Raw genomic sequence first — 24,567 nt, forward strand, 5'->3', positions numbered from 1 at the left:
CATTCTTTCGGATCTCGGCCCCGCATGCACGGGCACGATCGGTCTGGCGGCTTCGGCGAACCTGAATCCCGAGCGCAAGTTTCCGTCGCTGTTCGAGCCTGTGCACGGCTCGGCGCCCGACATCTTCGGCAAGCAGATCGCCAACCCCATCGCGATGATCTGGTCGGGCGCGATGATGCTGGACTTCCTCGGCAACGGCGACGCGCAATACAAGGCCGCGCACGACGCGATCATGCAGGCCATCGAGAAGGTGCTGGTGGAAGGCCCGCGCACACCCGACATGGGCGGCACGGCGAACACGACCGAGCTGGGCGAAGCGGTAGCCGCCGCGCTGTGACGCCGCTGTGACGCCTATGCCGGACGCACCGAAAGCGCCGAAATCCGTCGCGTCGCCGGAGCTCGACGACTTGCGCGTGTTCTGCATGGTCGCGCGCAAGGCGAGCTTCACCGCGGCGGCCGAAGCGCTTGCGGCGTCGCCGGCCTATGTCAGCAAGCGCGTGGGCGTGCTCGAGGCGCGCCTCGGCACGCGCCTGTTGCACCGCTCGACGCGGCGCGTCGCGATGACCGAGGCGGGCGAGCGCGTCTATGCCTCGGCGGGCAAGATCCTCGACGACGTGGAACGGCTCGTGGACGACGTCTCCACCACGCGGCGCATTCCGCGCGGCACGCTGCGCGTGTCGAGCAGCTTCGGCTTTGGCCGCAACTTCGTCGCACCCGCGCTCGCCGGGCTTTCCGAGCGTTATCCGCAACTGAGCGTGCGCCTCGAACTGTTCGACCGGCTCGTCGATGTGGCGGGCGAAGGCTTCGATCTCGACGTACGTATCGGCGACGAGATCGCCGGCCATCTGATCGCGCGGCGTCTCGCCGCGAACTATCGCGTGCTCTGCGCCGCGCCCGCGTATCTCGCGCGGCGCGGCGCGCCACAGGAGGTCGCCGATCTCGCCGAACACGCGTGTCTCGCGATCAAGGAGCGCGATCATCCGTTCGGCGTTTGGCGCCTGGACGCGCATGACGAAACGGTTTCGGTGAAGGTGGCGGGGCCGCTCTCGACCAATCATGGCGAGGTGGCGGTGCAGTGGGCGCTGGCGGGACGCGGCATCGTGCTGCGCTCGATGTGGGACGTCGCACCATTGCTGGAGAGCGGGCGCCTGCAGCGCGTGCTGCCCGGCGTGACGCAGCCGGCCAATGTCTGGGCCGTGTATCCGGCGCGCCTCGCGCAGTCCGCGAAAGTGCGCGTGTGCGTGAATCATCTGGAGGAAACGTTCGCGCGCATCGGCATTGCCGCGCCTGCGAACGAGGACGAGAGCGGGCGCTGACCGGGTTCGGCGCGTGCCTTACTCGCCTTCGGGGAGATCGAGCGCCTTGCGCTCGCGTCGTTCCTCGTTGCCGCGCCGCGCACGCTGGCGCTGGCGCGAAAGCACGGTGATGATCTGGCCGGTGGTGGCGTCGGCGGGGATTTCGTTGCGGATGACGTTCGCGACCATCGGCAGCCCCTTGCGCTGGCGGTGCAGCGCCTGCGCGATCGCCTGGCGGCACGCTGGCCCGTGGCAATCCCATTCGTCGCGCAGTTTTCCGCAGTAACGGCAGGTGTCCATGCGTTCCAGTTTACCCAAAATCGATTGACGGTTTAGGGGCGCGATCGGCGCGCGCCGCGCTTGTGCCACTCGTGCGCCGCCAGGCGCGGGCCGGCGGTATGATCGGCTGCGGACGTGGCGGGGCCGCGGTGGGATCGCAGTGGGATATCTTGTGGCGGGAGCGGCAGATGGCGGCGATCGGCGTAGTGCTGTTCGACATGGAAGGCGTGCTGTCCCACTACGATCGCGACGCGCGCGTGATGAGCCTCGCGGCTGCCACCGGCGCGCCGCCCGCAACGGTGCGTCACGCGATCTGGGGCTCGGGTCTCGAAGCGCGCGCCGACGCGGGCGAGCTCGATCCCGACGCTTATCTGCGCGCACTCGGCGCGATGCTCGGATGCGAGGTGGACCGCGATATGTGGCTGGCGGCGCGGCGCGCGTCGATCACGCCGAACGAGGCGGCCCTCGCGCTGGCGCAGCGCGTGGCCGCGCGCTGCCGCATCGCCGTGCTGACCAACAACTGCTCGCTCGTCACGCATCACCTCGACTATCTGAATCCGCCCGTGGCGCGGCTTTTCGGTTCGCAGGTCTATGCGTCCGCGACGTTCGGCGCGGTCAAGCCGGCCGCGCAGACCTACCTTGGCTGCGTTGCCCAGCTCGGCGCGCAGCCCCAGGAAACGCTCTTCATCGACGACAGCGAAGCGAACGTCACGGGCGCGCTCGATGCGGGGTTGCAGGCGTGCCACTTCGTCGAAGCCGATGCGCTCGCGAGCGACCTGGCGCGGCTCGGGCTGATCGACGGTTGATGGCCGTGCCGCACGCGGCCATGGCGTGAATGAATGAACGGATGGATGGCTGGCGAACGTACGGGAGCTTGCGATGAAAATGCAATGGAACTGGAAGCGGGTCGCGACACTCTGCCTGTGCGCGTTCGCGTCGCTCGCCGCGGCTCAACAACCGGGCGCGCCGCTCGTCTACGTGACGGACTTCGAACTCGACGCGGCCAACGTCAAGCAGGATTCGAATCGTGTGGAGAGTGCGCGCGAGCACATGGGCGGCTTGCTGCCACGACCGCTGTTGCGCCACCGCGACCCGCAGCAGCAGGCCGATCAGGTCGTCACGAAAATGGCCGATGCGCTGGTCAACGACCTGCGCGAGAAAGGCCTCGATGCGCGCCGCCTGCCCAGCGGCACGCCGCTACCCGCGCAGGGCTGGCTGGTGCGCGGCGTATTCCTGAGCGTGGACGAAGGCAACAGCATGCGGCGCGCGGTGGTGGGTTTCGGCTCGGGCGCGAGCCAGATCGAGCTGGCGGTGGCCGTTGACAACCTCGCCACCCAGGCGCCGCAGCCGCTTTATCAGGTGATCGACAGTCAGTCGAGCCACGCGAAGCCGGGCGCCGGCGCGGCCGTCGCGCTCAATCCGTATGTGGCGGCAGCCAAATTCGTGCTTGCGCGCGCCGACGACCGCAAGAACGTGGACCGCGCGGCGGCCGAAGTGGCCGACTCGGTCGCGGCGCGCGTGAAAGCGGCGCCGCAATGACGCGCCGGGCGCCTTAGCCGCGCGGCGGAATGTTGAGCCCGCGTGCGACCGCAGGCCGCGCGACGAAGGCTTCGAGCACGCGCGCGACGTTTTTGAAATCGGCGTAACCCACGAGGTCACCGGCCTCGTAGAAGCCAACAAGGTTGCGCACCCAACCAAACGTGGCGATGTCGGCGATGGTGTATTCGTCGCCCATGATCCACTTGCGCCCTTCGAGGCGCTGGTCGAGCACGGCGAGCAGGCGCCGCGACTCGGCGACGTAGCGGTCGCGCGGACGCTTGTCCTCGTACTCCTTGCCCGCGAACTTGTGGAAGAAGCCCACCTGGCCGAACATCGGTCCAATGCCGCCCATCTGGAACATGACCCACTGGATCGTCTCGTAGCGCGCCGCGCCTTCACGGGCGAGGAAGCGGCCGCACTTGTCGGCGAGATAGATGAGGATCGCGCCCGATTCGAACAGCGCGAGCGGCTCGCCGCCTGGGCCGTTCGGATCGAGGATCGCGGGAATCTTGTTGTTGGGGTTCAGCGAGAGGAATTCCGGCGACATCTGGTCGTTCGCGTCGAAGCGCACCAGATGCGGCTCATACGGCAGGCCGCTTTCCTCCAGCATGATCGAGACCTTGACGCCATTGGGCGTGGGCAGCGAATAGAGCTGGATGCGCTCGGGGTGAAGCGCTGGCCACTTGTGGGTGACGGGAAATGCGGAAAGGTCGTTCATGCGGGGTCCTTGAAGTCCTTCAACGGCGGGGCGCGGGCAGTGCTTGGCGCGCCGCGGTCTGATCGAGAGGCGGGAGTGGAGTCAGGCCGCCAAGTTTAGTGGAAATGGCGCGCGCCGTCTTTTCGCCGCGAGGCGCGGATTACACGCTGCTACACGCTACCTTCGCGCTCGACCACGAGAATGCGCGCCTCGCCGCGCGGGTGCGCGACATGCTCGCAGCCCACGCCCGCGAAGAACACGTCGCCGGCTTCGAGCACCGCGACCTGCTCCGCACCGTCTTCGCGGTAATGCATGTCGACCACGCCGTCGAGCACGGCGAACACTTCCTCGCCGTCGTTGACGTGCCATTTGTATGGCTGGTCGGTCCAGTGCAGGCGCACGGTGGTGCCGTTCATGCTGGCGATGTCGAGCGCACCCCAGGGGCGGGCGGCGGTGAAGGCTTTTGAGCGGATGACTTTCATGGCTGTACGGGCCTGGACGTGATCGTGCGGCGCCCTGGAGCGGAGTTCAAGGATTGGCAGGCATGGATTGCGCAAGACTCATCAGATTGAGCGGCGCGACGCGAATGAGGCCGCCGCGCGGGCTGTCGATATCGGCGATGAGCGTGAGCGACAGCGTCACCGTGATGGGCAGGATGAGCAACAGCACCCGCCGGCCGACCTGGCCGTGCGCGCCGTACCCCTGCATCAGGTTGCTGAAAATGGCGATGATGATCATCAGCACCCACGCGGCGACGGGAATGCGGTTGATCCACGCGGCCTGTGTGTAGCCTTGGGTGTTGATGACGTCGTTCATTCCGGAGACCACGAGCGCCATCACCGGATTCGGTTGCGCCTTCGCGGGATCGCGCACACTCGCCCAGAGCTGCGTCTGGAGCTCGCCGGTGTCGCGGTTGATCTGATCGAGTGCGCCGGGCTCGTGCACGACGTAGAAGTGGATGCGCGCCTGAAGGTAGCGCGCAAGCAGCGCCTTGGTCTGGGCCGCCGCTTCGCCGCCAAGAAGCTCGGCGCGCAGATACTCCGTGCCGATCGCGTTGGCTTCCTCTTCCTCCAGGTTCTTGCGCTGGTCGTAGCGGCCCACGGCCATCGAGAGCGTGAAGCCGATCAGGAGCGCGAGCAGCGTGAGCGTGGCGCCCTGCACGATCTTGTAGTTCTCGCGCGCCTCCTCGGCGAGCGGAAAGTATTTATGCAGCACGTTTGCGCCCAGCGCGGCGGCAAGCGGCAGCGCCACGATCAGCACGATGAACAGAAGCGCGGGGCGCTGGAGGATGAGCGGCGTCATGGAGTCTCCGCGAAAAGCGTGAGAGGGACGAAGGCGCTGCAATGCAAATCGGCGTCGCCCGCGCGAGACGGGGCGACGCCGATTCTACGACAGATCCGCGCGGCGGCGCGGGGCGCTGCCAGCGCTTCAGCGCGCCGCGCGTTGCGGCCACATCGTACGGCCCCAGAACGTCAGCGAGCGGTCCCACGCGAGCTGCGCCCAGACCGGGTCGTACTGCGTGATGGCGATGCGGGTCGGGCCCACGGCGGTCTCGTTCGCAAACGCGTGGTGGGCAAGATAGCGATGGAATTCGACGTCGACGCTGGCGCCCTTGAGCTTCGTCTCGAGTTCCGCCGCGGTCTCGATGCTGAACGCCTGGTCCTGGGTCGCGAAGTGGCCGAGGATGGGCGCGGTGATCTTGCTCGCGTCGATGTATTCGAGCGGCGGGAAGCCGTACCACACCACGGCGCTCGAAAGGCCCGGCACCATGGTGGCCGCGAGCAGCGTGAGCGCGCCGCCCATGCAGTAGCCCGTCACGCCCACGCGGTCCGTGAGCGTCTTGAGGTAGTTGACCGCGCCGTACACGTCCTGCGAGGCCGCGTCCGCAAAGTCGAGGCCCGTCATCAGATGGTGGGCTTCTTCCTGTTCGACCGTGCTCTTGCCGCGATAGAGGTCGGGCACGAGCGCGAAGTAGCCCGCCTGCGCGAGCCGGTCGGCCACGCCGCGGATCTGGTCGTTCAAGCCCCACCATTCCTGGATCACGACGATGGCGGGCGCGCCTTCGGTCTTTTCCGGTTTGGCGAGATAGCCCTGGAGCGACTGGCCGTCAGGGCGGGTGAAGGAAATCATGGATCCGGCGGACTGTTTCATTTGCGGCAACCCTCGATGAGTCGGTTGAACGAAAGCCGTAGCATAGCGCTTGCGTACGGGATTTGCGTGTGTGCGCCTGATCTGCTCATTCGCCGATCAGATGCAGCACGATATCGCGCGTGTGCGCCGCGCGCCGATGTTCGAACACATAGATGCCCTGCCACGTGCCCAGCACGGGATTGCCGTGCTCGACCGGAATGGAGAGCTGCGTGTGCGTGAGCGCCGTGCGCAAATGCGCGGGCATGTCGTCGGGGCCTTCGGTGTCGTGCTCGTAGCGCTGGGGATCTTCGGGCGCGAGCTGCTCGAAGTAACGTTCGAGATCGCGGCGCACCGAAGGATCGGCGTTTTCCTGGATGACGAGCGACGCCGAAGTGTGGCGGCAAAAGAGGGTGAGCAAGCCGGTGGCGATGCGCTGTTCGCGCACGAACGCGCGCACCTCATGGCTGATTTCGACGAGCCCGCGCGTGCGCGTGCTCACCGGCAGATGATGGATGGCCTGGCGCACGATCGGTCTCCTTGCGGGCGGCGGCACGTGGCGGCTGAGCCGTCGCGGCGATGCCAGCCTTCAAGCATAGCGCAGGCGCGCTGGGCGCGCAGACCGCCCCGCGGCCGGCGCACGATGCTGGTACGATGTCGGCCTTGCCGGGGCTTGCCTCGGCCGACCGCATACGGAGGAGAAAACCGCTTGAACCTCACCCGCTTCGCGAAAGCCCGCCACGCCACCAAGGCATTCGATCCCGCCCGCAAGATTCCCGCGGCCGTCATCGATGAACTCAAGGAGCTGATCCGCTTCAGCCCTTCCTCGGTAAACTCGCAGCCCTGGCATTTCGTGCTGGCCGAAAGCGACGCCGCGCGTGCGCGTATCGCCAGGGGCATGGAAGGTTTCGCGTACAACGAACCGAAGGTCACGCGCGCCTCGCACGTGGTGGTGCTGTGCGTGCGCACCGAGATGGACGAAGCGCACCTCGCCGAAGTGCTCGCGCAGGAAGAAGCGGACGGCCGTTTCGCCAGCGCCGAGGCGAAGGCGGTTCAGGAAAAGACGCGCTCGTTCTATGTGAACCTGCATCGCGAGCGCAACGACCTGCCGGCGTGGTTGGAGAAGCAGGCGTATCTCGCGCTCGGCGCGCTGCTGATCGACGCGTCGACGCTCGAAATCGACGCCTGCCCGATGGAAGGCTTCGACGCCAAGGCGCTCGACGAGGAACTGGGCCTGCGCGAGCAGGGCCTCACCGCGCTCGTGGTGGTCGGTCTCGGCTACCGCAGCGCCGATGACTTCAACGCGAAACTGCCGAAGTCGCGCTTGTCCGCGGCTTCGGTATTCACCGATCTCGGTTGATTCGCGCAGGTTTTCGCCGCGCTCGCAGCAAGCGCGGCGATTGACACGGCCCGAAGCCACGCGGGAACCGCATCAGGAGCATTCGTCCATGCAGGGTATCAAACGCCGGATCGTGTACGTCACGCTGTTCGAAGGCATCGCGATCCTGATTACCGGCACGAGCTTCGCCTCGCTCTCGGGCAGCGGCATGGACCGCGCGGGCGCGGCGGCGGTGTTTTCATCGCTGATCGCTGTGGGCTGGAATTTCGTCTACAACATGCTGTTCGAGCGCTGGGAAGCGCGCCAGACGAAACGCGGCCGCAGTGTCGCGCGCCGCATTGCGCATGCGGTCGGCTTCGAGGGCGGGCTGGTGGTGTTCCTCGTGCCGATGATCGCGCTCACGCTGCAAGTGACGTTGATCGAGGCGTTCGCGATGGATATCGGCCTCTCGGTGTTCTTTCTCGTCTACAACTACGTCTACAACCTGATCTTCGACGCCGTGTTCGGCCTGCCGGCCTCCGCCTTGCCGGTGACGGGCGCTTCGGAAACGCGGCCGCGCGCGTAGCGCGGGTTCTCTCGATCAGGGGCTCGCAGCGGCGCCCTGCGTCCCGCTCGCTTCCACGTTCGCGGGACTGCTCGCGCTCGCGCTCGCGCCCGTCGCCGCGGCGTCGGAAGCCGGCGTCACCGCACGCGCCGGATGCTGCGCATCGTGCAGTTGCCCGGACCAGCCGCCGCCGAGATCACCGATCAACGAAGCCGTATCAAGCAGCCGCTGCTGATGCACGTTGAGCGCGCTCTGCTGATTGGTCACCTGCGTGGCCAGCGCTGTGGCGACCGTCGTGTAGTCCACGGTGCCCGCCTCATATTCGTTTTGCGCGATCTGCGCGCCACGGATGGCGTCGCGCACGGCGTCGTCCAGCACGTCGGCCTGCTGCGCGAGGATGCGCAGCCCCGAGAGATCGTTCTCCACCCCCTGGAACGCCGTCAGCACCGTGCCGCGATAGTTCGCCACCGCCGCCTCGTAGCTCGCGCGCGCGGCCGCCACCTGGCCGCTGCGCAGGCCGCCGTCGAAGATCGTCTGGGTCGCGCTCGCGCCGAGCGACCACACATAGTTGCTCATGTGCAGCAGGCCCGAAAGCGGCGACTGCGTGAAGCCGTCGAGCGCGGTGAGCGAGATCGACGGATAGTACGCGGCCACCGCCACGCCGATCGCCGCATTGGCCGACGCCATCTGCCGTTCGGCGGTCGCAATGTCGGGCCGCCGCTGCAGCAGCGTGGAGGGCACGCCGGCGGGAATCGCGGGCATCGCGGGAAGCTGCGTGCTGTGCGGGATATCGACTTCTTCGGGGTTGCGGCCCACTAGCACCGCAATGGCGTGCTCGTTTTGCGCGCGCGCCACGCCCAGGGCGATCAGGCTTGCGCGCGCCGATTCGAGCTGCGTGCGCGCGGATATCAGGTCGGACGGCGGCACCGTGCCCGCCTGGTCCTGGTTGGCCACCACGCGCAGGAAGTCCGTGTAGGCCTGCACGGTATGCGTGAGCAGGTCGATATCGGCATCGGTGATGCGCAGATCGATCACGGCGTTCGCCAGTGCGATTTGTTCGGATAACGTAGCGTTCGCCAGCGTCGCCTCGCTCGCCTGCGCCGTGGCCGACTGTTCCTCGATCTGGCGGCGCACCTGGCCCCAGAGGTCGATGTCCCAGCTCGCGTTCGCTTCGAGCGTGCCGCCGTTGACGATGCGCGCGCCGCTCGGCGTGGACGTGATGCTGCTCACGCTGCTGAGCGTGCCGGTGGAGGAGCGCTCGCGCGCGAGCGAGCCGGTGATGCCGATGGTCGGGAACAGGCTCGCACGCGCGACGCGCACTTCGGCGAGCGCTTGCTGGTAGTTCGCGTAGCTCTGCCGGACGGTCTGGTTCGAGACCTGGACGAGCGGTTCCAGCTCATCGAGCAGCGGGTCCTGGAAGGCGGTCCACCATTCGCCCTTGGGTCCCTGGGCGGCTTCCGGCTCGGCCTGGGTCCAGCCGGGCAGTTCTTTCCACGTGGCGGGCACGGCGACCTGCGGCCGGTGGTAGTCCGGTCCGACCATGCAGCCCGCGAGCAGCAGCGCGGCGGTGACGGGCGCGAACGGCAGCGCGCGCGTGGCGGCGCTTGTGGCGGCGGAGATCAGCATTCGCATGAGCGTTGGATTAAGGCGAGTCTTCATCATGATGCGCTCTCATCGGCCTGGCGATTCCACGGCAGGCGCGCGGCCCAGCGCGCGAGGCGCGCGCGCAGGCGGTCGAGGAACAGGTAAATCACCGGCGTGGTGTACAGGGTAAACACCTGGCTCAGGAGCAGGCCGCCCATCACCGTCACGCCGAGCGGCTGGCGCAGCGAAGCGCCCTGGCCAATGCCGATGGCAAGCGGCAGCGCGCCGAGCACGGCCGCGAAGGTCGTCATCATGATCGGGCGCAGGCGCACCACGGCGGCTTCGTGAATCGCGCGGCGCGCCTCCATGCCCTCGTTGCGCTGCAACTGGATGGCGACGTCGACCATCATGATGCCGTTCTTCTTCACGATACCAATGAGCAGAATGATGCCGATCATCGCGATCACCGAGAACGGCGTGCCGAAGATCAGCATGGCGAGAATCGCGCCGATGCCGGCCGAAGGCAGCGTGGAGAGAATCGTGAGCGGGTGGATGGTGTTCTCGTACAGCACGCCCAGCACGATATAGACCACGGCGAGCGCGGCGAGAATGAGCAGCGGCACGACGCCCATGGACTGCGCGTAGGCCTGCGCCGCGCCCGCGAACGCGCCGTGGATGGAGGCGGGCATGCCGATGTCGCGCTCGGCCTGCTCGATGATCGTGCCGGCCTCGGAAAGCGAGCCGCCCTTGGGCAGATTGAACGAAATCGTGCCCGCCACTTCCGTGCCCTGGTGATTGACCTGGGTGGCCGTATGGCGCGTTTTCCAGTCCATGAGCGCCATGAGCGGCACCATGGTTTCGGCGGCCGTGCTGTCCGCGCTGCCGCTGGAGCTGCCGCCCTTGCTGTTGGCGATCGCGTTGTTCTGCTGATTGGCCACCGCGTTGGCGTTGCGCTCGTTGGTGTTGCCGCTCGCTGCGGTGGCCGTGGTCACCGCCGTGAAGGGCGTAACGCCCGAGATGACGCTTGACGGCATTTGCGTTTGCGCCGCGCCGCTGGCGTTGCCCGCCGCCGTGCTCAGCCAGATATCCTGGAACGACTGCGGAAACTGCCAGTACTGCGGCGCCACTTCCATCACGACGAAGTACTGGTTGATCGCGTTGTAGATGGTCGAAACGGTGCGCTGGCCGAAGGCGTCGTAGAGCACGTTGTCCACCTGGTTCGGGTCGAACCCATAGCGCTTGGCGGTCGTGCGCTGCACCGTCATGTAGGCCTCCAGACCGTTTTGCTGCAGGTCCGAGTTCACATCCGACATCTGGCCGCGGTGCTTGTTCAGCTCGTCCACGAGGCGCGGCACCCAGGTGAAGAGGGCGTCGGCGTCGTCGCTCGTGAGCGTGTACTGATACTCGGCCGCCGACTGCCGCCCGCCGATCTGCAGGTCCTGCTGGGCCTGCATGAAAAGGCGCGCGCCCGACACGGCATTGAGCTTGGGACGCAGGCGGTTCACGACCTCGGTGGCCGAAAGACGGCGTTCGTTGAGCGGTTTCAGTTCGACGAACACGGTGGCCGAATTGAGCGCGCGTCCGCCCGTGAAGCCCGCCACCGACTGCACGGCCGGATCGGCCTTCACGATGGCCTGCAATTGCGCGAGCTTCTTCTCCATCGCCGTGAACGAAATGCTCTGGTCCGCGATGATCTGGCCGATCAGAATGCCGGTGTCCTGCTCGGGGAAGAACGTGCCGGAAAGCAGCCGCGCGAGAAACACATTGCCGACCAGCAGCGCGAACAGGATGAAGATCGTGAGCCGCGCGTGATTGAGCGCGACGTCGAGTGTGCGCGAGTAGAACTGCTTGAAGCGCTCGAACTGCGCGTCGATCCACACGGCCGCGCGCGAGGGCTTGCGGTGCAGCGCCTCGCGCTTGAGCACATAGGCGCACATCGTGGGCGTGACGGTGAGCGAGATCACGAGCGAGATGAGGATTGCGATGGAGAGCGTCATCGCGAACTCGTGAAAGAGCAGGCCCACGATGCCGGGCATGAGCAGAATGGGCAGGAACACGGCGATGAGCGAAAGGCTCATGGAAAGCACAGTGAAGCCCACTTCGCCCGCGCCCTTGAGCGCCGCTTCCTTCGGGTCCATGCCGGCCTCGATGTGGCGCACGATGTTCTCCAGCACCACCACGGCGTCGTCCACCACGAAGCCGGTGCCGATGGTGAGCGCCATGAGCGAGAGATTGTCGATGCTATAGCCGAGCAGGTACATGGGCCCGAATGTGCCCACGATGGAAAGCGGCAGCGCCACGGCGGGGATGAGCGTGGCGCGCGGCGAGAGCAGGAACACGAACACCACGCCGATCACGAGCAACACGGCGATGAAGAGCGTGCGCTCGGTGTCGGCCACGGAGGCGCGCACGGACTCGGAGCGGTCGATCGCCACGTCCACCTTGATCGTGGCGGGCAGCGCGGCTTCGATGGTGGGCAGGCGCGCGCGGATCTGCTGCACCGTCTTCACGACGTTGCTGCCGGGCATCGGGTAGACGATCACGAGCACGGACGACTTGCCGTTGTAGAGACCCGCGTTGCGGATGTTTTCGTTGGAGTCGACGACGGAAGCCACGTCGCGCAGGAACACGGGCGAGCCGTTGCGATAGGCGATCACCACGTCGCGAAACGGCGCGGCCTTGCTGATCTGGTCATTCGACGTCACCGTGTAGCGCTGGTTGCCCTGGTCGATATGACCTTTCGCGCTGTTCGCGTTAGCCGCGCCAATGGACGCGCGCACGTCTTCGAGGCCGATGCCGTAGCTGTTCAGCTTGCCCGGCTCCAGTTCCACACGCACCGAGGGCAGCGCGCCGCCGCCCAGCGTGATCTGGCCCACGCCGTCCACCTGCGAGAGCTGTTGCTGGATGACCGAATCGGCGGAATCGTAGAGCTGCGCCTTGGTGAGCGTGTCCGAGGTGAGGGCGAGCACCATGATCGGCGCGCTCGCGGGGTTGTACTGGCGATAGGTCGGGTTGCTGCGCAGCGTGGTGGGCAGGTCGGCACGCGCGGCCTGAATGGCCGCTTCCACGTCGCGCGCCGCGCCGTTGATGTCGCGGTTCAGGCCGAACACCACCACGATGAGCGCCGTGCCCGTGTTGCTGATCGACGTGAGCTGGCTGACATCGGCGATGGTGCCGAGCCGGCGCTCCAGCGGCTCGGCCACGGTGGACGCCATGATGTCCGGGCTCGCGCCCGCCATGTTGGCCTGCACCACGATCACCGGGTAGGCGATGTTGGGCAGCGGCGCGACCGGCAGCCGGAAAAAGGCGAGCGTCCCCGAAATGAGGATCGCGATCGCAAGGAGTGACGTCGCGACCGGCCGCCGGATGAAGAGCGCCGAGAGGTTCACGGCGTGCCCTCGGGCGCGGGTGGCGCGCCGTTGCCGGAACCGCCGGCCGCATCGCCGCCCGCATGGCTTTCAGGCTTGCGCTTGCGGCCGAAGCGTTCGGCCAGCCGATCGAAGAGCAGATAGATCACGGGCGTCGTGAAGAGCGTGAGCATCTGCGAAAGCGTAAGCCCGCCGATGATCGCAAGACCCAGCGGGCGGCGCAGTTCAGAGCCCGTGCCGCTGCCGAGCAGCATGGGCAGCGCGCCGAGCATGGCCGCGAGCGTGGTCATGAGAATAGGCCGGAAGCGCAGCAGCGACGCTTCGAAAATCGCCTCGCGCGGCGGCTTGCCGTGCACGCGTTCGGCTTCGAGCGCGAAGTCCACCATCATGATGGCGTTCTTCTTGACGATGCCGATCAGGAGCACGATGCCGATAATGCCGATCACGTCCAGGTCCTTGCCCGCGATCATCAGCGCGAGCAGCGCGCCAATGCCGGCCGAAGGCAGCGTCGAAAGAATCGTGACCGGGTGCACATAGCTCTCGTACAGCACGCCCAGCACGATATACACGGCCACGAGCGCCGCGATCAACAGATACACCTCGCTGGAAAGCGAATCCTCGAACGCCTGCGCCGCGCCCTGGAACGACGAGGTGATCGAGGGTGGCAGGTTCACGCTGGCCTCAGCGTTGCGCACGTCGCGCACGGCCGCGGAGAGCGACGCGCCATCGGCGAGATTGAACGAGATCGTGACCGAAGGGAACTGCGCGAGGTGGCTGATCATGAGCGGCGAGCGCGTAATGCTGATCTTCGCAATGCCCTTGAGCGGCACCTGGCCTTCGCTGCTCGTCTGGCTCGGGAGATAAAGGTCGCCGAGCGATTCGACCGTGGGCAGCGCCTCGGGCTTGGCCACGAGAATCACGCGGTACTGGTCCGACTGCTGGAAGATGGTCGAAACGATGCGCTGGCCCAGCGCATCGTAGAGCGCGTTGTCGATGGTCGCCGCCGTGATGCCATAGCGCGCCGCGAGCTGGCGGTTCACTTCGACGTTGACGGAAAGGCCATCCGTGTTGAGGTCGCTCGTGACGTCGCGGATCGACGGGATCTGCTTCATGCGCGCGATGAGCGCGGGCACGTACTGGTCGAACGCCTCCTGGCTCGGCCCGCGCAGCACGAAGTTGTACTGGTTGCGCGAGACCGTGGTGTCGAGCGTGAGGTCCTGCTCGGGCTGGATGTAAAGGCGCACGCCCGCCACCTTCGCCACCGACTGCTGAATGCGCCGCCCGATTTCGTCGGCGGTTTCCGAGCGGTCGTCGTGCGGTTTCAGGTTGATGAGGAAGCGCCCGTTGTTGAGCGTGTTGTTGATGCCGTCGATGCCCACGTACGAGGTGAGCGAAACGACATCGGGGTCCTTGAGAATTTCCTCGGCCAGTGCGGACTGGCGCCGCACCATCGCCTGGTAGGAGATGGAGTTGTCGGCCACGCTGATGCCTTGCAGCACGCCCACGTCCTGCACCGGGAACAGGCCCTTCGGAATCACGACGTACAGCAGCCCGGTGAGCACCACCGTCACCACGAACACGACGAGCGTGAGCGTCTGGTGGTCGAGCACCCAGCGCAGGCCGCGCTCGTAGGCGTTGAGCGTCTTGTTGAAAAGCCCTTCGCTGATGCGCTCGAAGCGGCTGGGATGGCGCTCGGCCTGGGCGCGCAGGATGCGCGCGCACATCATCGGCACGACGGTGAGCGAGACCACGGCCGACAGCACGATGGTCACCGCGAGCGTGACGGCGAATTCGCTGAAGAGGCGTCCGATCACGCCGCCCATGAAGAGCAGCGGAATCAGCACGGCGATGAGCGAGATCGTCAGCGAAAGAATCGTGAAACCGATCTGGCCTGCGCCTTTTAACGCCGCCTGCAAGGGTTTGTCGCCTTCCTCGAGGTAGCGCACGATGTTTTCGATCATCACGATCGAGTCGTCCACCACGAAGCCCGTGGCGATGATGAGCGCCATCAGCGAGAGGTTGTCGATCGAGTAGCCCAGCTCGTACATGATCGCGAGTGTGCCGATCAGCGAGACCGGCACCGAGATGCTCGGAATGATGGTCGCGGGCAGATTGCGCAGGAATACGAAGATCACGGCCACCACGAGCGCCACGGCGAGCACGAGTTCGAAGGCCGCGTCGCCCACCGAAGCGCGGATCACGCCCACGCTGTTCGACACCACCGTGACCTGCATGCCGGCGGGCAGTGCCGCTTCGAGCTGCGGCAACTGCCCCATGATCTGGTTGACGGTGGCGATCACGTTCGCACCCGGCTGACGCTGCACGTTCAGCACGATGGCGGGCGCCTTGTTGTACCAGGCGCCGCGCTCCACGTCCTGCGCGGCCGTGGACACGCGCGCCACGTCGCGCATGAACACCGGCGAGCCGTTCTGATAGGCGATGACCGTGTCTTCGTAGTCCCTCGGGTCCGAGATCTGGTCGTTCGAATTGATCGTGTAGTTCAGCTCGGGGCCGTCGAAGTTGCCCTTCGGGTTGCTCACGTTGACGTTGGCGAGCAGCGTGCGCAGGTCGTCGAGATTCAGGCCGTAGGCGGCGAGCTTCTGCGGGTCGGCCTCCACGCGCACGGCGGGCACGTTGCCGCCCGCGGTGGTGACGAGGCCCACGCCCGGCACTTCGGAAATCTTCGTGGCGAGACGGTTGTTGGCCGCGTCCTGCAGTTGCGTGAGCGACATCGACTTAGACGTGACCGCGAGCGTGAGGATAGGCTGGTCGGCCGGGTTCACCTTGGCATAGGTCGGCGGCGCGGGCAGGCCGCTTGGCAGGAAGCTGTTGGCCGCGTTGATGGCCTGCTGGACGTTCTGCTCGGCCACGTCGAGGCTCAGCGAGAGGTCGAACTGCAGCGTGATGACCGAGGCGCCCTCGGAGCTGTACGAGATCATCTGCTGCAGGCCCGGGATTTCGCCCAGTTGCACCTCGAGCGGCGCCGTGACGGTGGTCGCCATCACGTTCGGGCTCGCGCCCGGATAGAAGGTCTGCACCTGGATGGTGGGATAGTCCACCGCGGGCAGCGAGGAAACCGGCAGGAACTTCATCGCGACGAGGCCGATCAGCACCATCGCGATCATCAGGAGCGAAGTCGCGACCGGCCGCAGGATGAAGAGACGCGAAATATTCATCGGCGCTGGGTCCGGGGCTTAACCCGCTTGCGAGGCCGCGGCGCTCGCGTCGGAGGCGTTCGGCGCCGTGGCGCCGGGTTCGCTGGCCGCGCTGGCCGCGCCGCTCGCGTGGCCGGGATGCGGTGCGCTTGCGCCGCCCGCACCACTGGCCGCGCCCGCGTGCGTGGCGGGCCTCGGCCCCGCGGGCTGGATCTTCGCGCCGTCGTTGAGGCGATCGAGGCCGTCGGTCACGACATGCTGACCCTGCTGCAAGCCCGCGGAGATCACCGTGTAGCGGCCATCGCTCGGGCCAAGCGTGACCTTGTGGACCGACACGGTGTTGTCGGCGTTCACGAGGTACACGTAGTCGCCGGGCGCGCCGGTCTGCACGGCGGGCGTCGGCACGAGTACGGCGCTCTGTAGCGTGTCGACGAGTAGCCGGACGTTGACGAACTCGTTGGGAAAGAGCGCCTCGTTGTCGTTGGGCACGCTCGCGCGCAGCGTGACCGTGCCGGTGGCCGTGGCCATCTGGTTGCTGAGCGCGAACAGCGTGCCGGTGGCGATCTGGCGGGTGTTGTCGCTGCTGAAGACGGTGATCGGCAGTTTCGCGCCGGCGTTGACGCGCTCGAGCACGCTGCCGAGCGAGGTTTGCGGGATGGCGAACTGCACGGTGGTGGGCTTGATCGTCGTGATGACGGCAATGCCCGTGGAGCTGGACGAAGTCACATAGTTGCCCGGATCGACGAGCCGCAGGCCCACGCGCCCCGACACCGGCGCCGTGATGCGGCAATAGATCAGATCGAGCTCGAACAGCCTGACGTTGGCCTTGTCGGCCTGCACCGCGGCTTCATACTGCTTGACGAGGAACTGCTGGTCGCTGTAGGTCTGCGCCGCGATCGACTGCTTTGCGTTCAACTGCGTATAACGCGCGAGGTCGGCGCGCGCCTGCGCCAGCAGGGCCTGGTCCTTGGCGAGCTGCGCGAGCGCCTGCTCCTTGCTGATCTCGTACTGGCGCGGGTCGATCTGGGCGAGGAACTGCCCCTTCACGACATCCTGGCCTTCCTTGTAGCCCACCTCGGTGAGGTAGCCGCTGATTTGCGGCAGAACCGTGACAGTGGCGACCGGCGTGACGGTGCCGAGCGCGTTGAGCGTCACGGGCATGGGCCCGAGCGTGGCGGCGGCCACGGTCACGACCTGCGGCGCCGCGCCGTGCTCCGTCTTCTTGTTGCGCATGATGTGCACGATCACGAGCACGATCAGCAGGATCACGACAATGGCGAGAATGAGCGGACCGAGCCGGCGGCGCTTCGGCGCCTGCGGGGGCGGTGGCGGCGGGGGCGCGGGTTGCGTCTGCGGGACGTCGCTCATGCCTGCCTCCAGGAGGTCGGACCACCGCGCGAGGCGGTGCGGAGAAACGAAGTCGGCGCGCTCAACGGCTTGGCCGCCGCGAAATGCTGCCGGTGACTGTCGAGTTGCTGCATACGCATTCTCATGATTGTTATGCCGTCGAAGCCGTGCTCCGCCGTGCAGCGAAGGCCGAGACTCGCAGTCTAACCAACTCGTGCGCCAATTTCGAAACGTTAGTTATTTGTAAGGTTTTCGGGCGTTTACAGCGTGCGGGCCGGATGAACGGTGAGCATCGGCCGGGGTGTGCAATGCAACGCAGAAATGCTTGTTTGCGTGCGCGCCTCTGACTGTCTAGATTGGAAGGGATCAAAGCCTTGCAAGGAGTCCGCAATGTCGAAGCTGTCGATGCTGTCCGTGCCGGCGTGGTTCGCGCGGCGCGGCCGGGCGAACCGGCCGCCGCCCACGCCGCAAGCCGATGAGCCCGAACTGCGCGACGCGTCGCGCGCAACCGAGCAGCTCGAACGAATCGCCACCTATGCACGGGCCGGTTACTTCAATATGGGCTACACGCCCGACATGTTTCCGCTAGTGGGCGATCTGCCGCCGCATTGAGCCGCGCCACGCGGCTACGCGCGCGTTACTGCGCCGCGCTTTCCTCCGCGAAACCCGCTGTGCCGCCAAGGGTGCCGGCGGGCCGGAACTCGCTGGGCGCAACGCCCAGTTCGCGGCGGAACATGTCGCTGAAGCTGCTGGGCAGAAAGCCCAGCCTGTGCGCCACGGCACTCACGGGCTCGCCTTCCGCGAGGCGCGACACCGCGAGTGCGAGTTGCACCTGGCGGCGCCATTTCGCAAACCCCATGCCAAGCTCGCGCGTGAAGAGCCGCGAGAGCGTGCGCACGCTCGCGCCCACCCATGCCGCGTGCTGTTCGAAGCCGATATCGGCCGACGGGTTGTCGATCACCGCGCGGCACAGCGTGGCGAGGCGGCGGTCGGACGCATCGGGCAGCGGAATGCGCAGCGTGGAGCGCGGCGCGTGGGCGAGTTCGATCGATGCGAGGCGATGGGCCGCGTCTAGCCAGGCGTCATCTTCGCGAGTGCGTTCCGCGAGGCGCGTGATGAGTTCGCGCAGCAGGCCGTTGATCTCGAACACTTCGCACCGCTCGCTCAGGTGCCGGCTGTCGCGTTCGTGCAGATAGAGGTTGCGCATCTCGACGGCGCTCAGCATGTGGATGGCGTGCTGCGTGCCGGGAGGCAGCCACACGGCGCGCTGCGGCGGCACGACGAGCGCCTCGCGCTCCACCTCGACCCACATCACCCCGGAGACGGCGTAGAGCACCTGCGCCCACGTATGCGTGTGCGGCTCGATCTGGAGGCCGCGCGGGTAGTGGCGTGCGAGCGAGCGGCCGCGTCCGGGCTCGTCGTCGAGTTCGGGTGGCGCGGCTTGTGGCATGGGCGGGGCTCCGGGTGAATTGCGGTGTGGCGAGTGCTCCGCGACATTATCCGCTCTGACTGGTCGTGGCCGCTTTTCTTCTGGCACCCGATTCGACGACGCACCCTTCATCAACCCGATAGATACGATCTGCCATTTCCAGCAACGCTTCACGATGTGTGATCGCGACGATCGTCGGAACGCGACGGCGGACCTGTTCCAGCACACGCGCCTCGCGGGACGGATCCTGTGAAGAGGTTGGCTCGTCGAGGACGATGACTGAAGTGCGGCGCGCAAGCGCGCGACCCAGCGCGACACGTTGCCTTTCGCCGCCGGAAAGCGCTCTGCCCTGTACGCCGAGGATGACGTCGAGTACGTTACCGCCCGACTCGCCGGCTAGTCCTTGCAGTTCCAGCGCGCAGACCAGCGCCAGCAATTGCTCGTCGGGCGGCGGGTCAGCGCAGCCGAAAGCGAGATTTTCACGGAGCGTTCCGCTGATGATCAGCGGATTTTGCGGAACGACCGCGACAATCCGCGATATCGAAGCCGGAGAGAGTGTAGAAACGTCCACGCCATTCAACTCGACTCGCCCGCGTTCGGGGCGCAAGAGGCCGAGCATCAGATTGACGAGTGTCGACTTGCCATGTCCAGATGGCCCGATCAGGACGGTTACCTCGCCTCGATTCGCGATAAGGTTGGCTCCGCGAAAAATAGTTCGCTTTCCGAATGAAATATTGACATCCGAAAGGGCATAAACGGGGTTTGCGTCGAGCGCAATTGCGACCTCGACGCCACCCGGCTCGGGTGGTAGTGCAAGAATGCCGAGGCCTTCGTGCAAGGCAAGCTGATTTCTGCGCAAATCGGAAAGCGAAGCGGCGAGGCCGGTGAATGGCGCGGTCAGCGCCACGACATAACCGGTAATCATTACAAAATCGCCGATTCGGAAAACGCCGCTCGTGACCGATGTCGCCGCGACGATCGTGAAGATTGTCAGCACGAGCCCGGTGAAAAACGCTTGCGCTGCAAGCAGCAGCGCAAGCCGTGCATTGCCGTGCGAAATTTGTGCGACATAACGGGCAAGGATGCGGTCGAGTCCGGCTTCTTCGCGCTCGTAGGCGTTGTTCAATTTGATGTCTAGCATAAAACCTAGCCGTTCCACGAGATGGCTGGAGAGAAGATTGGATGCATCGAAAATCTGGGCGTGCGCGCCTTTCGTTCTCGCAGCGAGCCGCCACGTCGCCACGAACAGTGCACCGATTGCGCCGACGAACGCGGCTGCAAATGCGAGGTTGGTCACGCGCCAAAGAATCGATGCCGTGACAACGAGCTGGAAGAGCGCAGGCACGATTACCCAGAAGAGGGTCAATGTGATTGCACTGAAAGCGGTGCGGCTCCTGGCGATGACCGATACCATCGCGCCAGGATCGATCGTCGCGAGCCGGGCGTATTCGACGCGAATAAGATGCGCATAGTAGGCTTTCTGAAACGCGGCGTCGGATCGGGCAAGCGTGGCGGACGAGAATATTGTTTTGACCCACTCCGAGACGCGTGCTGCGGTCCAGCATAGGCCATAGACGCCCGCGAGCGTGACGGCGGCTCCCCCGAAGCCAGGGGCTCGCTCGACCGAGAGCGCGTTTGTGCTTTCTCGCAATAGCCACGGCACTGCGCTTTCGAGAGCGACGACGGCGATCATCACCAGCGTTGCCGCAGCAAAGCGAGCGGGAAGTGCCTTGTCGTGGCTAACGGCAATCCGGTACGCGGCGATGTATTCGCGTACCAACTCCAACGGAAACGACATGCGGGCCCCTCGGGAATTCAACGTTGTGGTGCAAGAATGAGTCGGATCCTGAAAATTCGATCTCTCTTATTTTGATGCTTGGGGCATGCGCTTTGAAACAGATTCGCGATCGGTAATTGACGCACCTCGATTGTTGATCGCGTAACCTGTTTGCTGAAGAAGACAGTGCGTGCGTTCCGACGGTTTTTTGCGCACCTGTGGTATGCGCGGGTAAGATAGGGCGACTTATCGCGCCACGCTGCCCGCTTCTTCTCCCATGAACGCATCCGATCCCGCACTACAAGACGAAGCTCCGCTCGGCCTTTACATCCGCGGCGCCGGCCAGGCGCGCGAATGGTGGTGCGTCACGCCTTCCGAACGCGCGCACATGTATCGCATCGAGCACGGCCAGGGCGAGGACGGTGAAGTCAACATCGACATCGACACCGAAATCGATCTCGACAATCTCGAAGCGAAGCTGCTCAAGTGGCGTCGCGAGGGCTTCGTTTCCGAAGACTCGACTTTGCCGAGCCGTCCATTCTCGCGGTACTCACCGCCGTGCTGGAACCGAACGGCCGCCTGCTGCTCAAGGAGCGCGGCAACGAAATCGTCGAGCCGCATCCGTCGTTCCGCCTCTTCGCCACCGCGAACGCCGCGGGCGCAATGAGTGCGTACCGCCATCTGTACCAGGGCGCGAACCTGCTCAACGAGGCGTTTCTCGATCGCTGGCGCGTCTACCTGTTCGACTATCTCTCACTTGAAGAGGAAACCGAAGTATTGCTGCGCACGCTGCCGGCGCTCACGCGGCCGCTCGCGCACACGCTCGCTGCCATCGCCGCCGACTGCCGGGCCGCGTTCGCCCGCGAGGACCTCGCGAGCACGTTCTCCACGCGGCGCCTGATCGACTGGGCCGAACTCATGCTGCGCACCGGCGATGTCGAACGCGCGGCGGGGCCGGCGATCTACGCGAAGGTGAGCGCGGACGATGCGGCGCTCATCCGCAGCGTCATCCGGCATCACGTGATCTTCGACGCGTGAGTGCGGAGGCGCCTGTGTCCAGCTTGCAGGACGACACACAGAGTTTGACGGCGAGCGCCGATCCCGCGGGCGCGCTCGGCCGCCTGGCGCGGGTGCTGACCGGCGACTCGCGCGTGAGCGTGACGTTCGGCGCGGGCGAGCCGCGCGTGGAAGGCGAACGCTTCGTGCTGCCCGCGCGCCTCGCGAGTGAAGGCGCGAATGAAGCCGCACTGCTCGGCGCGCTCGATTTGCTTGCGGCGCGCCATCGCTACAGCGAAGTGGCGCGTCTCGACACGCCGCAAGCCGGCGTGACGGGGCGCATTGCGCAGGCGATCGAGGACCGTCGCGTGCTCGCGCAGCTCGCGCGGGCGTTCCCTGGCGCGCAACGCTACGCGCAAAGCTGGCGTACACAGCGCGGCGAGGCGCTCGCGCGACGCTGGTCGAAACTGGCGTGGCGCGAACGCCTTGCCTGGGCGATCGAGCGTACGCTGTGGGACGAAGCGCCGGGCGTGCTGGAGCGCGATGCCGCGGCGCTTGCCGCCGCGCTGCGCGCGATCGACGCTCCGCTCGGCGCGGCCCGCGCAAGCCAGTCGACGCGCGCCAGCCTGAGCGCCGCCGCGGCGATCGTGGCGGGCGTGCGCTCGCTCGCGTCGCGCTGCGCGAACAACATGATGCAGACGGCGGGCCCGTCCGAAGGGCTCGACGACGAATCGGCGCGGCTCGCGCGTGCGATGGACGCATTCGGCGAGGAAGACGAGGTCGAACCGGCGGGCGGCGCCGCGCAGCCCGATGACGTCCGCCAGGGTGACGACGGCGCGTCGGCACGCGCGAGCGCCGAGTCCGATTCCGCCTCCGGTGCAGTGCTTTCCGAAGCGGATGCGCCTCACGCCGCCATGAATCGCAGCCCCGCGCCAGGGCGGCCACGTTTGTCGCTCCCGCTGACTACGGCCTACGACGCCGTCACCGATCTCACGGGCCGCGGCGACGCCGCCGCCTGGCGCAAGCTGCGCGCCTTGGCGCGCGCGGAGACCGGCGCGCTCAAGGCCCAGCTCGAGCGCCTGCTCAAGGCCGACGAGCTCACGCACTGGAAGCGCGAGCAGGAGCGCGGCGAGATCGACCGCGCGGCGCTCGCGCGTCTCGCCGCCTCGCGCGGCTACCGCACGCCGTTTCGCGTGGCGCGTCATGCGAGCGGGCGCGACACGGTCGTCACGCTGCTGCTCGACCTGAGCGGCTCGATGGCGGGCCGCAAGATCGAGCTGGCGCGCCTGTGCGCGGCGGCGCTCGCCGACGCGCTCACGCAACTCGCCTTCGATTCGGAAGTGCTCGGCTACAGCTCGATCGAAGCGCCGGAAATGCGCGCGCGCTACGAGCGCGAACGCGCCGCCGGCGCCGATCTGCGGGCCTATAACCGCTTCGTCGAGCGGCTGGATCTGCGCGTGTTCAAGCGCTTCGACTCGCGCGACCTGAGCGGACTCGCGGCCATCGAGTGCGGCCACGAGAACCCCGATGGCGAAGCGCTCGCCTGGGCGGCGTCCCGGCTCGCGCAGCGCAAGGCGCGCCGGCGGCTGCTGTTCGTCCTCTCGGACGGCTATCCTTCGACGAGCGACGGCGACCCGACTGTGTTGCGCAGCGACCTGCTCGCACGCGTGCAGGCGGTCGAGGAGCAGGGCATCGAGCTGGTCGGCATCGGCATCCTGGACGACGCAGTCGAGGCGTTCTATCCGCATGCCGTGGTCGTGCGCAAGCTGCACGAGCTGCCGGCCACCGCGTTCGCGACGTTGAGCCGCCTGCTCGCGGGGCGGCCGTACTGAAACCGGGAGGGCAATCGCAGTGGCGCTTTCCTTGCCGGACTGGGCGCATTGCGCTAACTTGAGCAGGGCAGGCGTTGCGCCGCCTGCCAACCCATCCACTGACGAATAGATACAGGTCATGCCAGGCCGCGATTACCGACCCGTGGATTACGACCGCCTCTACTACCGGCTCGATCTGGAGCCGGGGGCGAGCGAGGCGGACATCAAGCATCACTATCGCCATCTCGCGCAGATCCTGCATCCCGACAAATGGCGGCACCCCACGGCCGCCTCGATGCGCTGGGCCGACGACCAGTTCAAACGCGTCAAGGAGGCGCGCGAGTTGCTCGATGCGTACTGGTCCGTGCATCATGCGCCGCCGGTGAGCCGCTCCGCGCTGAGCGTCGCGCAGGCCGACGAACTGCACGCGCAGATGCAGGCGCTGCTGGCGCAGCGTGAACGCGTGCGCGCCGAGCTGGACGGGCTGCGCGCCGAGCGCACGCGCACCCTCGACGAGATCCAGCGCATGCGAACCGAGCGCGACTCGCTGCACGGCGAACTCACGGGGCTGCGCGACGAAGCGGATGCCGCGCAGCCAGGCGAGCCGCAGGGCGTAACCGCGCCCGAAACCGATGACGTGCACGCGCGTTCAGGCGGCGTGCGCGATTTCCTGTTTGCGAAATTCGACGACCCGTCGCGGGGCTGGCTGCTCACACTCTCCGCGAGCGTGTTCGCGTGCATCGTGATCTTCGTTGCCGCGCACTGGATCGCGGGCTTGCTGCTCGCGCCCATTGCGCGCTTCGAGGTTGGCCGCTGGCTCACGCATATTCTGCAGTGGGCGCTCGTGGCGGGCGGCGTGGTGCTCACGTTCGGCTGGGGCTGGTCGCAGCGCACGCTGTTTCGCGCCGGGCGTGCGGGGCGCGAGCACCCCGTGGCCTTGCCTGCCGATGAAACGCGCCGGCGCGTGAGCGCGGCGTTGCGTCACGAGGCGCACTACGGAGCGGAGTGGAGTATCGAATCGTACGAGGCCGCACCCGACGATACGCAATTCGCGCTGCGTGCGGTCATGCGCTTCTCGCCTGGTTCGCAAACCGCCACGCGGCGCCACATGGTGGCGTTCCGCTGCCGGGCGCACACGACCGGCGCCGCGCAGACGGCGCTCGCGTACGACTTCTCCGTGGCGGCGCCCACGTGGTGGCTCGTTCCGGCCGCGCGCGTGGTGCGCGACCTGCGCAAGCGGCTCGACGCCGATCTCGGCGCGCCGCGCTGAAGCGGCGTCG

General features: G+C 66.7%; 21 protein-coding genes and 1 pseudogene. 10 read left to right on the forward strand and 12 right to left on the reverse strand.

Annotated elements, in window-relative coordinates:
- Together M3I56_RS34310 and M3I56_RS34315 are read left to right on the forward strand one after the other, a co-directional pair.
- Window positions 1-337: isocitrate/isopropylmalate family dehydrogenase (locus tag M3I56_RS34310; protein ID WP_254357784.1), on the forward strand; the 337-nt coding region annotated here is incomplete at its 5' end.
- Window positions 338-353: 16 nt separating this feature from the next.
- Window positions 354-1,316 (forward strand): LysR substrate-binding domain-containing protein, encoded by a 963-nt coding sequence (locus tag M3I56_RS34315; protein ID WP_254357785.1) that lies wholly within the window; start codon window positions 354-356, stop codon window positions 1,314-1,316.
- Window positions 1,317-1,334: 18 nt separating this feature from the next.
- Here the strand turns inward: M3I56_RS34315 and M3I56_RS34320 are convergent, their stop codons facing one another.
- Window positions 1,335-1,595 (reverse strand): hypothetical protein, encoded by a 261-nt coding sequence (locus M3I56_RS34320; protein WP_254357810.1) that lies wholly within the window; start codon window positions 1,593-1,595, stop codon window positions 1,335-1,337.
- A gap of 167 nt (window positions 1,596-1,762) precedes the next feature.
- Here M3I56_RS34320 and M3I56_RS34325 point away from each other — a divergent pair, with 167 nt between their 5' ends.
- Window positions 1,763-2,380, forward strand: a complete 618-nt coding sequence (locus M3I56_RS34325) for an HAD family phosphatase (protein WP_254357786.1) — start codon at window positions 1,763-1,765, stop codon at window positions 2,378-2,380.
- 73 nt (window positions 2,381-2,453) lie between these two features.
- A complete protein-coding gene (locus M3I56_RS34330) occupies window positions 2,454-3,113 on the forward strand; it encodes a DUF4410 domain-containing protein (RefSeq protein WP_254357787.1) in 660 nt (219 codons plus the stop codon).
- 13 nt (window positions 3,114-3,126) lie between these two features.
- On the opposite strand, the gene M3I56_RS34335 is transcribed toward M3I56_RS34330, so the two are convergent.
- The 5 genes from M3I56_RS34335 to M3I56_RS34355 form a co-directional block, all read right to left on the reverse strand.
- Complete coding sequence (locus M3I56_RS34335) at window positions 3,127-3,831, reverse strand: glutathione S-transferase N-terminal domain-containing protein (protein ID WP_254357788.1); 705 nt, start codon at window positions 3,829-3,831, stop codon at window positions 3,127-3,129.
- A 149-nt stretch (window positions 3,832-3,980) separates the two neighbouring features.
- On the reverse strand, window positions 3,981-4,292 hold the full coding sequence (locus tag M3I56_RS34340; RefSeq protein WP_254357789.1) for a cupin: 312 nt from the start codon (window positions 4,290-4,292) through the stop codon (window positions 3,981-3,983).
- A 46-nt stretch (window positions 4,293-4,338) separates the two neighbouring features.
- Window positions 4,339-5,112 carry a hypothetical protein gene (locus M3I56_RS34345; protein ID WP_254357790.1) on the reverse strand — a complete coding sequence of 258 codons (774 nt, stop codon included), beginning with the start codon at window positions 5,110-5,112 and terminating at the stop codon, window positions 4,339-4,341.
- Window positions 5,113-5,238: 126 nt separating this feature from the next.
- Entirely contained in the window at window positions 5,239-5,961 is a 723-nt protein-coding gene (locus M3I56_RS34350; RefSeq protein WP_254357791.1) for a dienelactone hydrolase family protein, read from the reverse strand.
- 85 nt (window positions 5,962-6,046) lie between these two features.
- Window positions 6,047-6,466 carry a secondary thiamine-phosphate synthase enzyme YjbQ gene (locus M3I56_RS34355; protein ID WP_254339890.1) on the reverse strand — a complete coding sequence of 140 codons (420 nt, stop codon included), beginning with the start codon at window positions 6,464-6,466 and terminating at the stop codon, window positions 6,047-6,049.
- A 180-nt stretch (window positions 6,467-6,646) separates the two neighbouring features.
- On the opposite strand from M3I56_RS34355, the gene nfsB reads away from it, so the two are divergent.
- The gene (gene nfsB / locus M3I56_RS34360) at window positions 6,647-7,297 is read left to right on the forward strand and encodes an oxygen-insensitive NAD(P)H nitroreductase (RefSeq protein WP_254357792.1); all 651 of its coding nucleotides are present in this window, start codon (window positions 6,647-6,649) and stop codon (window positions 7,295-7,297) included.
- Between the two features lie 88 nt (window positions 7,298-7,385).
- On the forward strand, window positions 7,386-7,841 hold the full coding sequence (locus M3I56_RS34365) for a PACE efflux transporter (RefSeq protein WP_254357793.1): 456 nt from the start codon (window positions 7,386-7,388) through the stop codon (window positions 7,839-7,841).
- Window positions 7,842-7,856: 15 nt separating this feature from the next.
- Here the strand turns inward: M3I56_RS34365 and M3I56_RS34370 are convergent, their stop codons facing one another.
- From M3I56_RS34370 to M3I56_RS34385, 4 genes are read right to left on the reverse strand one after another with little or no spacing between them, the layout of a single operon-like run.
- Window positions 7,857-9,482, reverse strand: coding sequence for an efflux transporter outer membrane subunit (locus tag M3I56_RS34370; protein WP_302057118.1), 1,626 nt, complete (start codon window positions 9,480-9,482; stop codon window positions 7,857-7,859).
- Window positions 9,479-12,793, reverse strand: a complete 3,315-nt coding sequence (locus M3I56_RS34375) for an efflux RND transporter permease subunit (RefSeq protein ID WP_254357794.1) — start codon at window positions 12,791-12,793, stop codon at window positions 9,479-9,481. The genes M3I56_RS34370 and M3I56_RS34375 overlap by 4 nt, the downstream gene beginning before the upstream one ends.
- On the reverse strand, window positions 12,790-15,948 hold the full coding sequence (locus M3I56_RS34380) for an efflux RND transporter permease subunit (protein WP_254357795.1): 3,159 nt from the start codon (window positions 15,946-15,948) through the stop codon (window positions 12,790-12,792). Before M3I56_RS34380 ends, M3I56_RS34375 begins: the two co-directional genes overlap by 4 nt.
- An 18-nt stretch (window positions 15,949-15,966) precedes the next feature.
- Window positions 15,967-17,295, reverse strand: a complete 1,329-nt coding sequence (locus M3I56_RS34385) for an efflux RND transporter periplasmic adaptor subunit (RefSeq protein WP_254357796.1) — start codon at window positions 17,293-17,295, stop codon at window positions 15,967-15,969.
- 369 nt (window positions 17,296-17,664) lie between these two features.
- Here M3I56_RS34385 and M3I56_RS34390 point away from each other — a divergent pair, with 369 nt between their 5' ends.
- Window positions 17,665-17,886 (forward strand): hypothetical protein, encoded by a 222-nt coding sequence (locus M3I56_RS34390; protein WP_254357797.1) that lies wholly within the window; start codon window positions 17,665-17,667, stop codon window positions 17,884-17,886.
- A 25-nt stretch (window positions 17,887-17,911) separates the two neighbouring features.
- On the opposite strand, the gene M3I56_RS34395 is transcribed toward M3I56_RS34390, so the two are convergent.
- The gene (locus M3I56_RS34395) at window positions 17,912-18,724 is read right to left on the reverse strand and encodes a helix-turn-helix domain-containing protein (RefSeq protein ID WP_254357798.1); all 813 of its coding nucleotides are present in this window, start codon (window positions 18,722-18,724) and stop codon (window positions 17,912-17,914) included.
- A 46-nt stretch (window positions 18,725-18,770) separates the two neighbouring features.
- Window positions 18,771-20,501, reverse strand: coding sequence for an ABC transporter ATP-binding protein (locus M3I56_RS34400; RefSeq protein ID WP_254357799.1), 1,731 nt, complete (start codon window positions 20,499-20,501; stop codon window positions 18,771-18,773).
- A gap of 495 nt (window positions 20,502-20,996) precedes the next feature.
- Between M3I56_RS34400 and M3I56_RS41445 the strand changes: the two are divergent.
- From M3I56_RS41445 to M3I56_RS34415, 3 genes and pseudogenes are all read left to right on the forward strand, one after another.
- Window positions 20,997-21,518 (forward strand): annotated as a pseudogene (locus M3I56_RS41445) (CbbQ/NirQ/NorQ C-terminal domain-containing protein); the annotation flags it as partial.
- 14 nt (window positions 21,519-21,532) lie between these two features.
- Window positions 21,533-23,308, forward strand: a complete 1,776-nt coding sequence (locus tag M3I56_RS34410) for a cobalamin biosynthesis protein CobT (RefSeq protein WP_254357800.1) — start codon at window positions 21,533-21,535, stop codon at window positions 23,306-23,308.
- Window positions 23,309-23,426: 118 nt separating this feature from the next.
- Window positions 23,427-24,557, forward strand: a complete 1,131-nt coding sequence (locus tag M3I56_RS34415; RefSeq protein WP_254357801.1) for a DnaJ domain-containing protein — start codon at window positions 23,427-23,429, stop codon at window positions 24,555-24,557.
- Window positions 24,558-24,567: the final 10 nt, after the last annotated feature.

Source organism: Paraburkholderia sp. CNPSo 3281, from assembly GCF_024206515.1.
Taxonomy (GTDB): Bacteria; Pseudomonadota; Gammaproteobacteria; order Burkholderiales; family Burkholderiaceae; genus Paraburkholderia; species Paraburkholderia nodosa.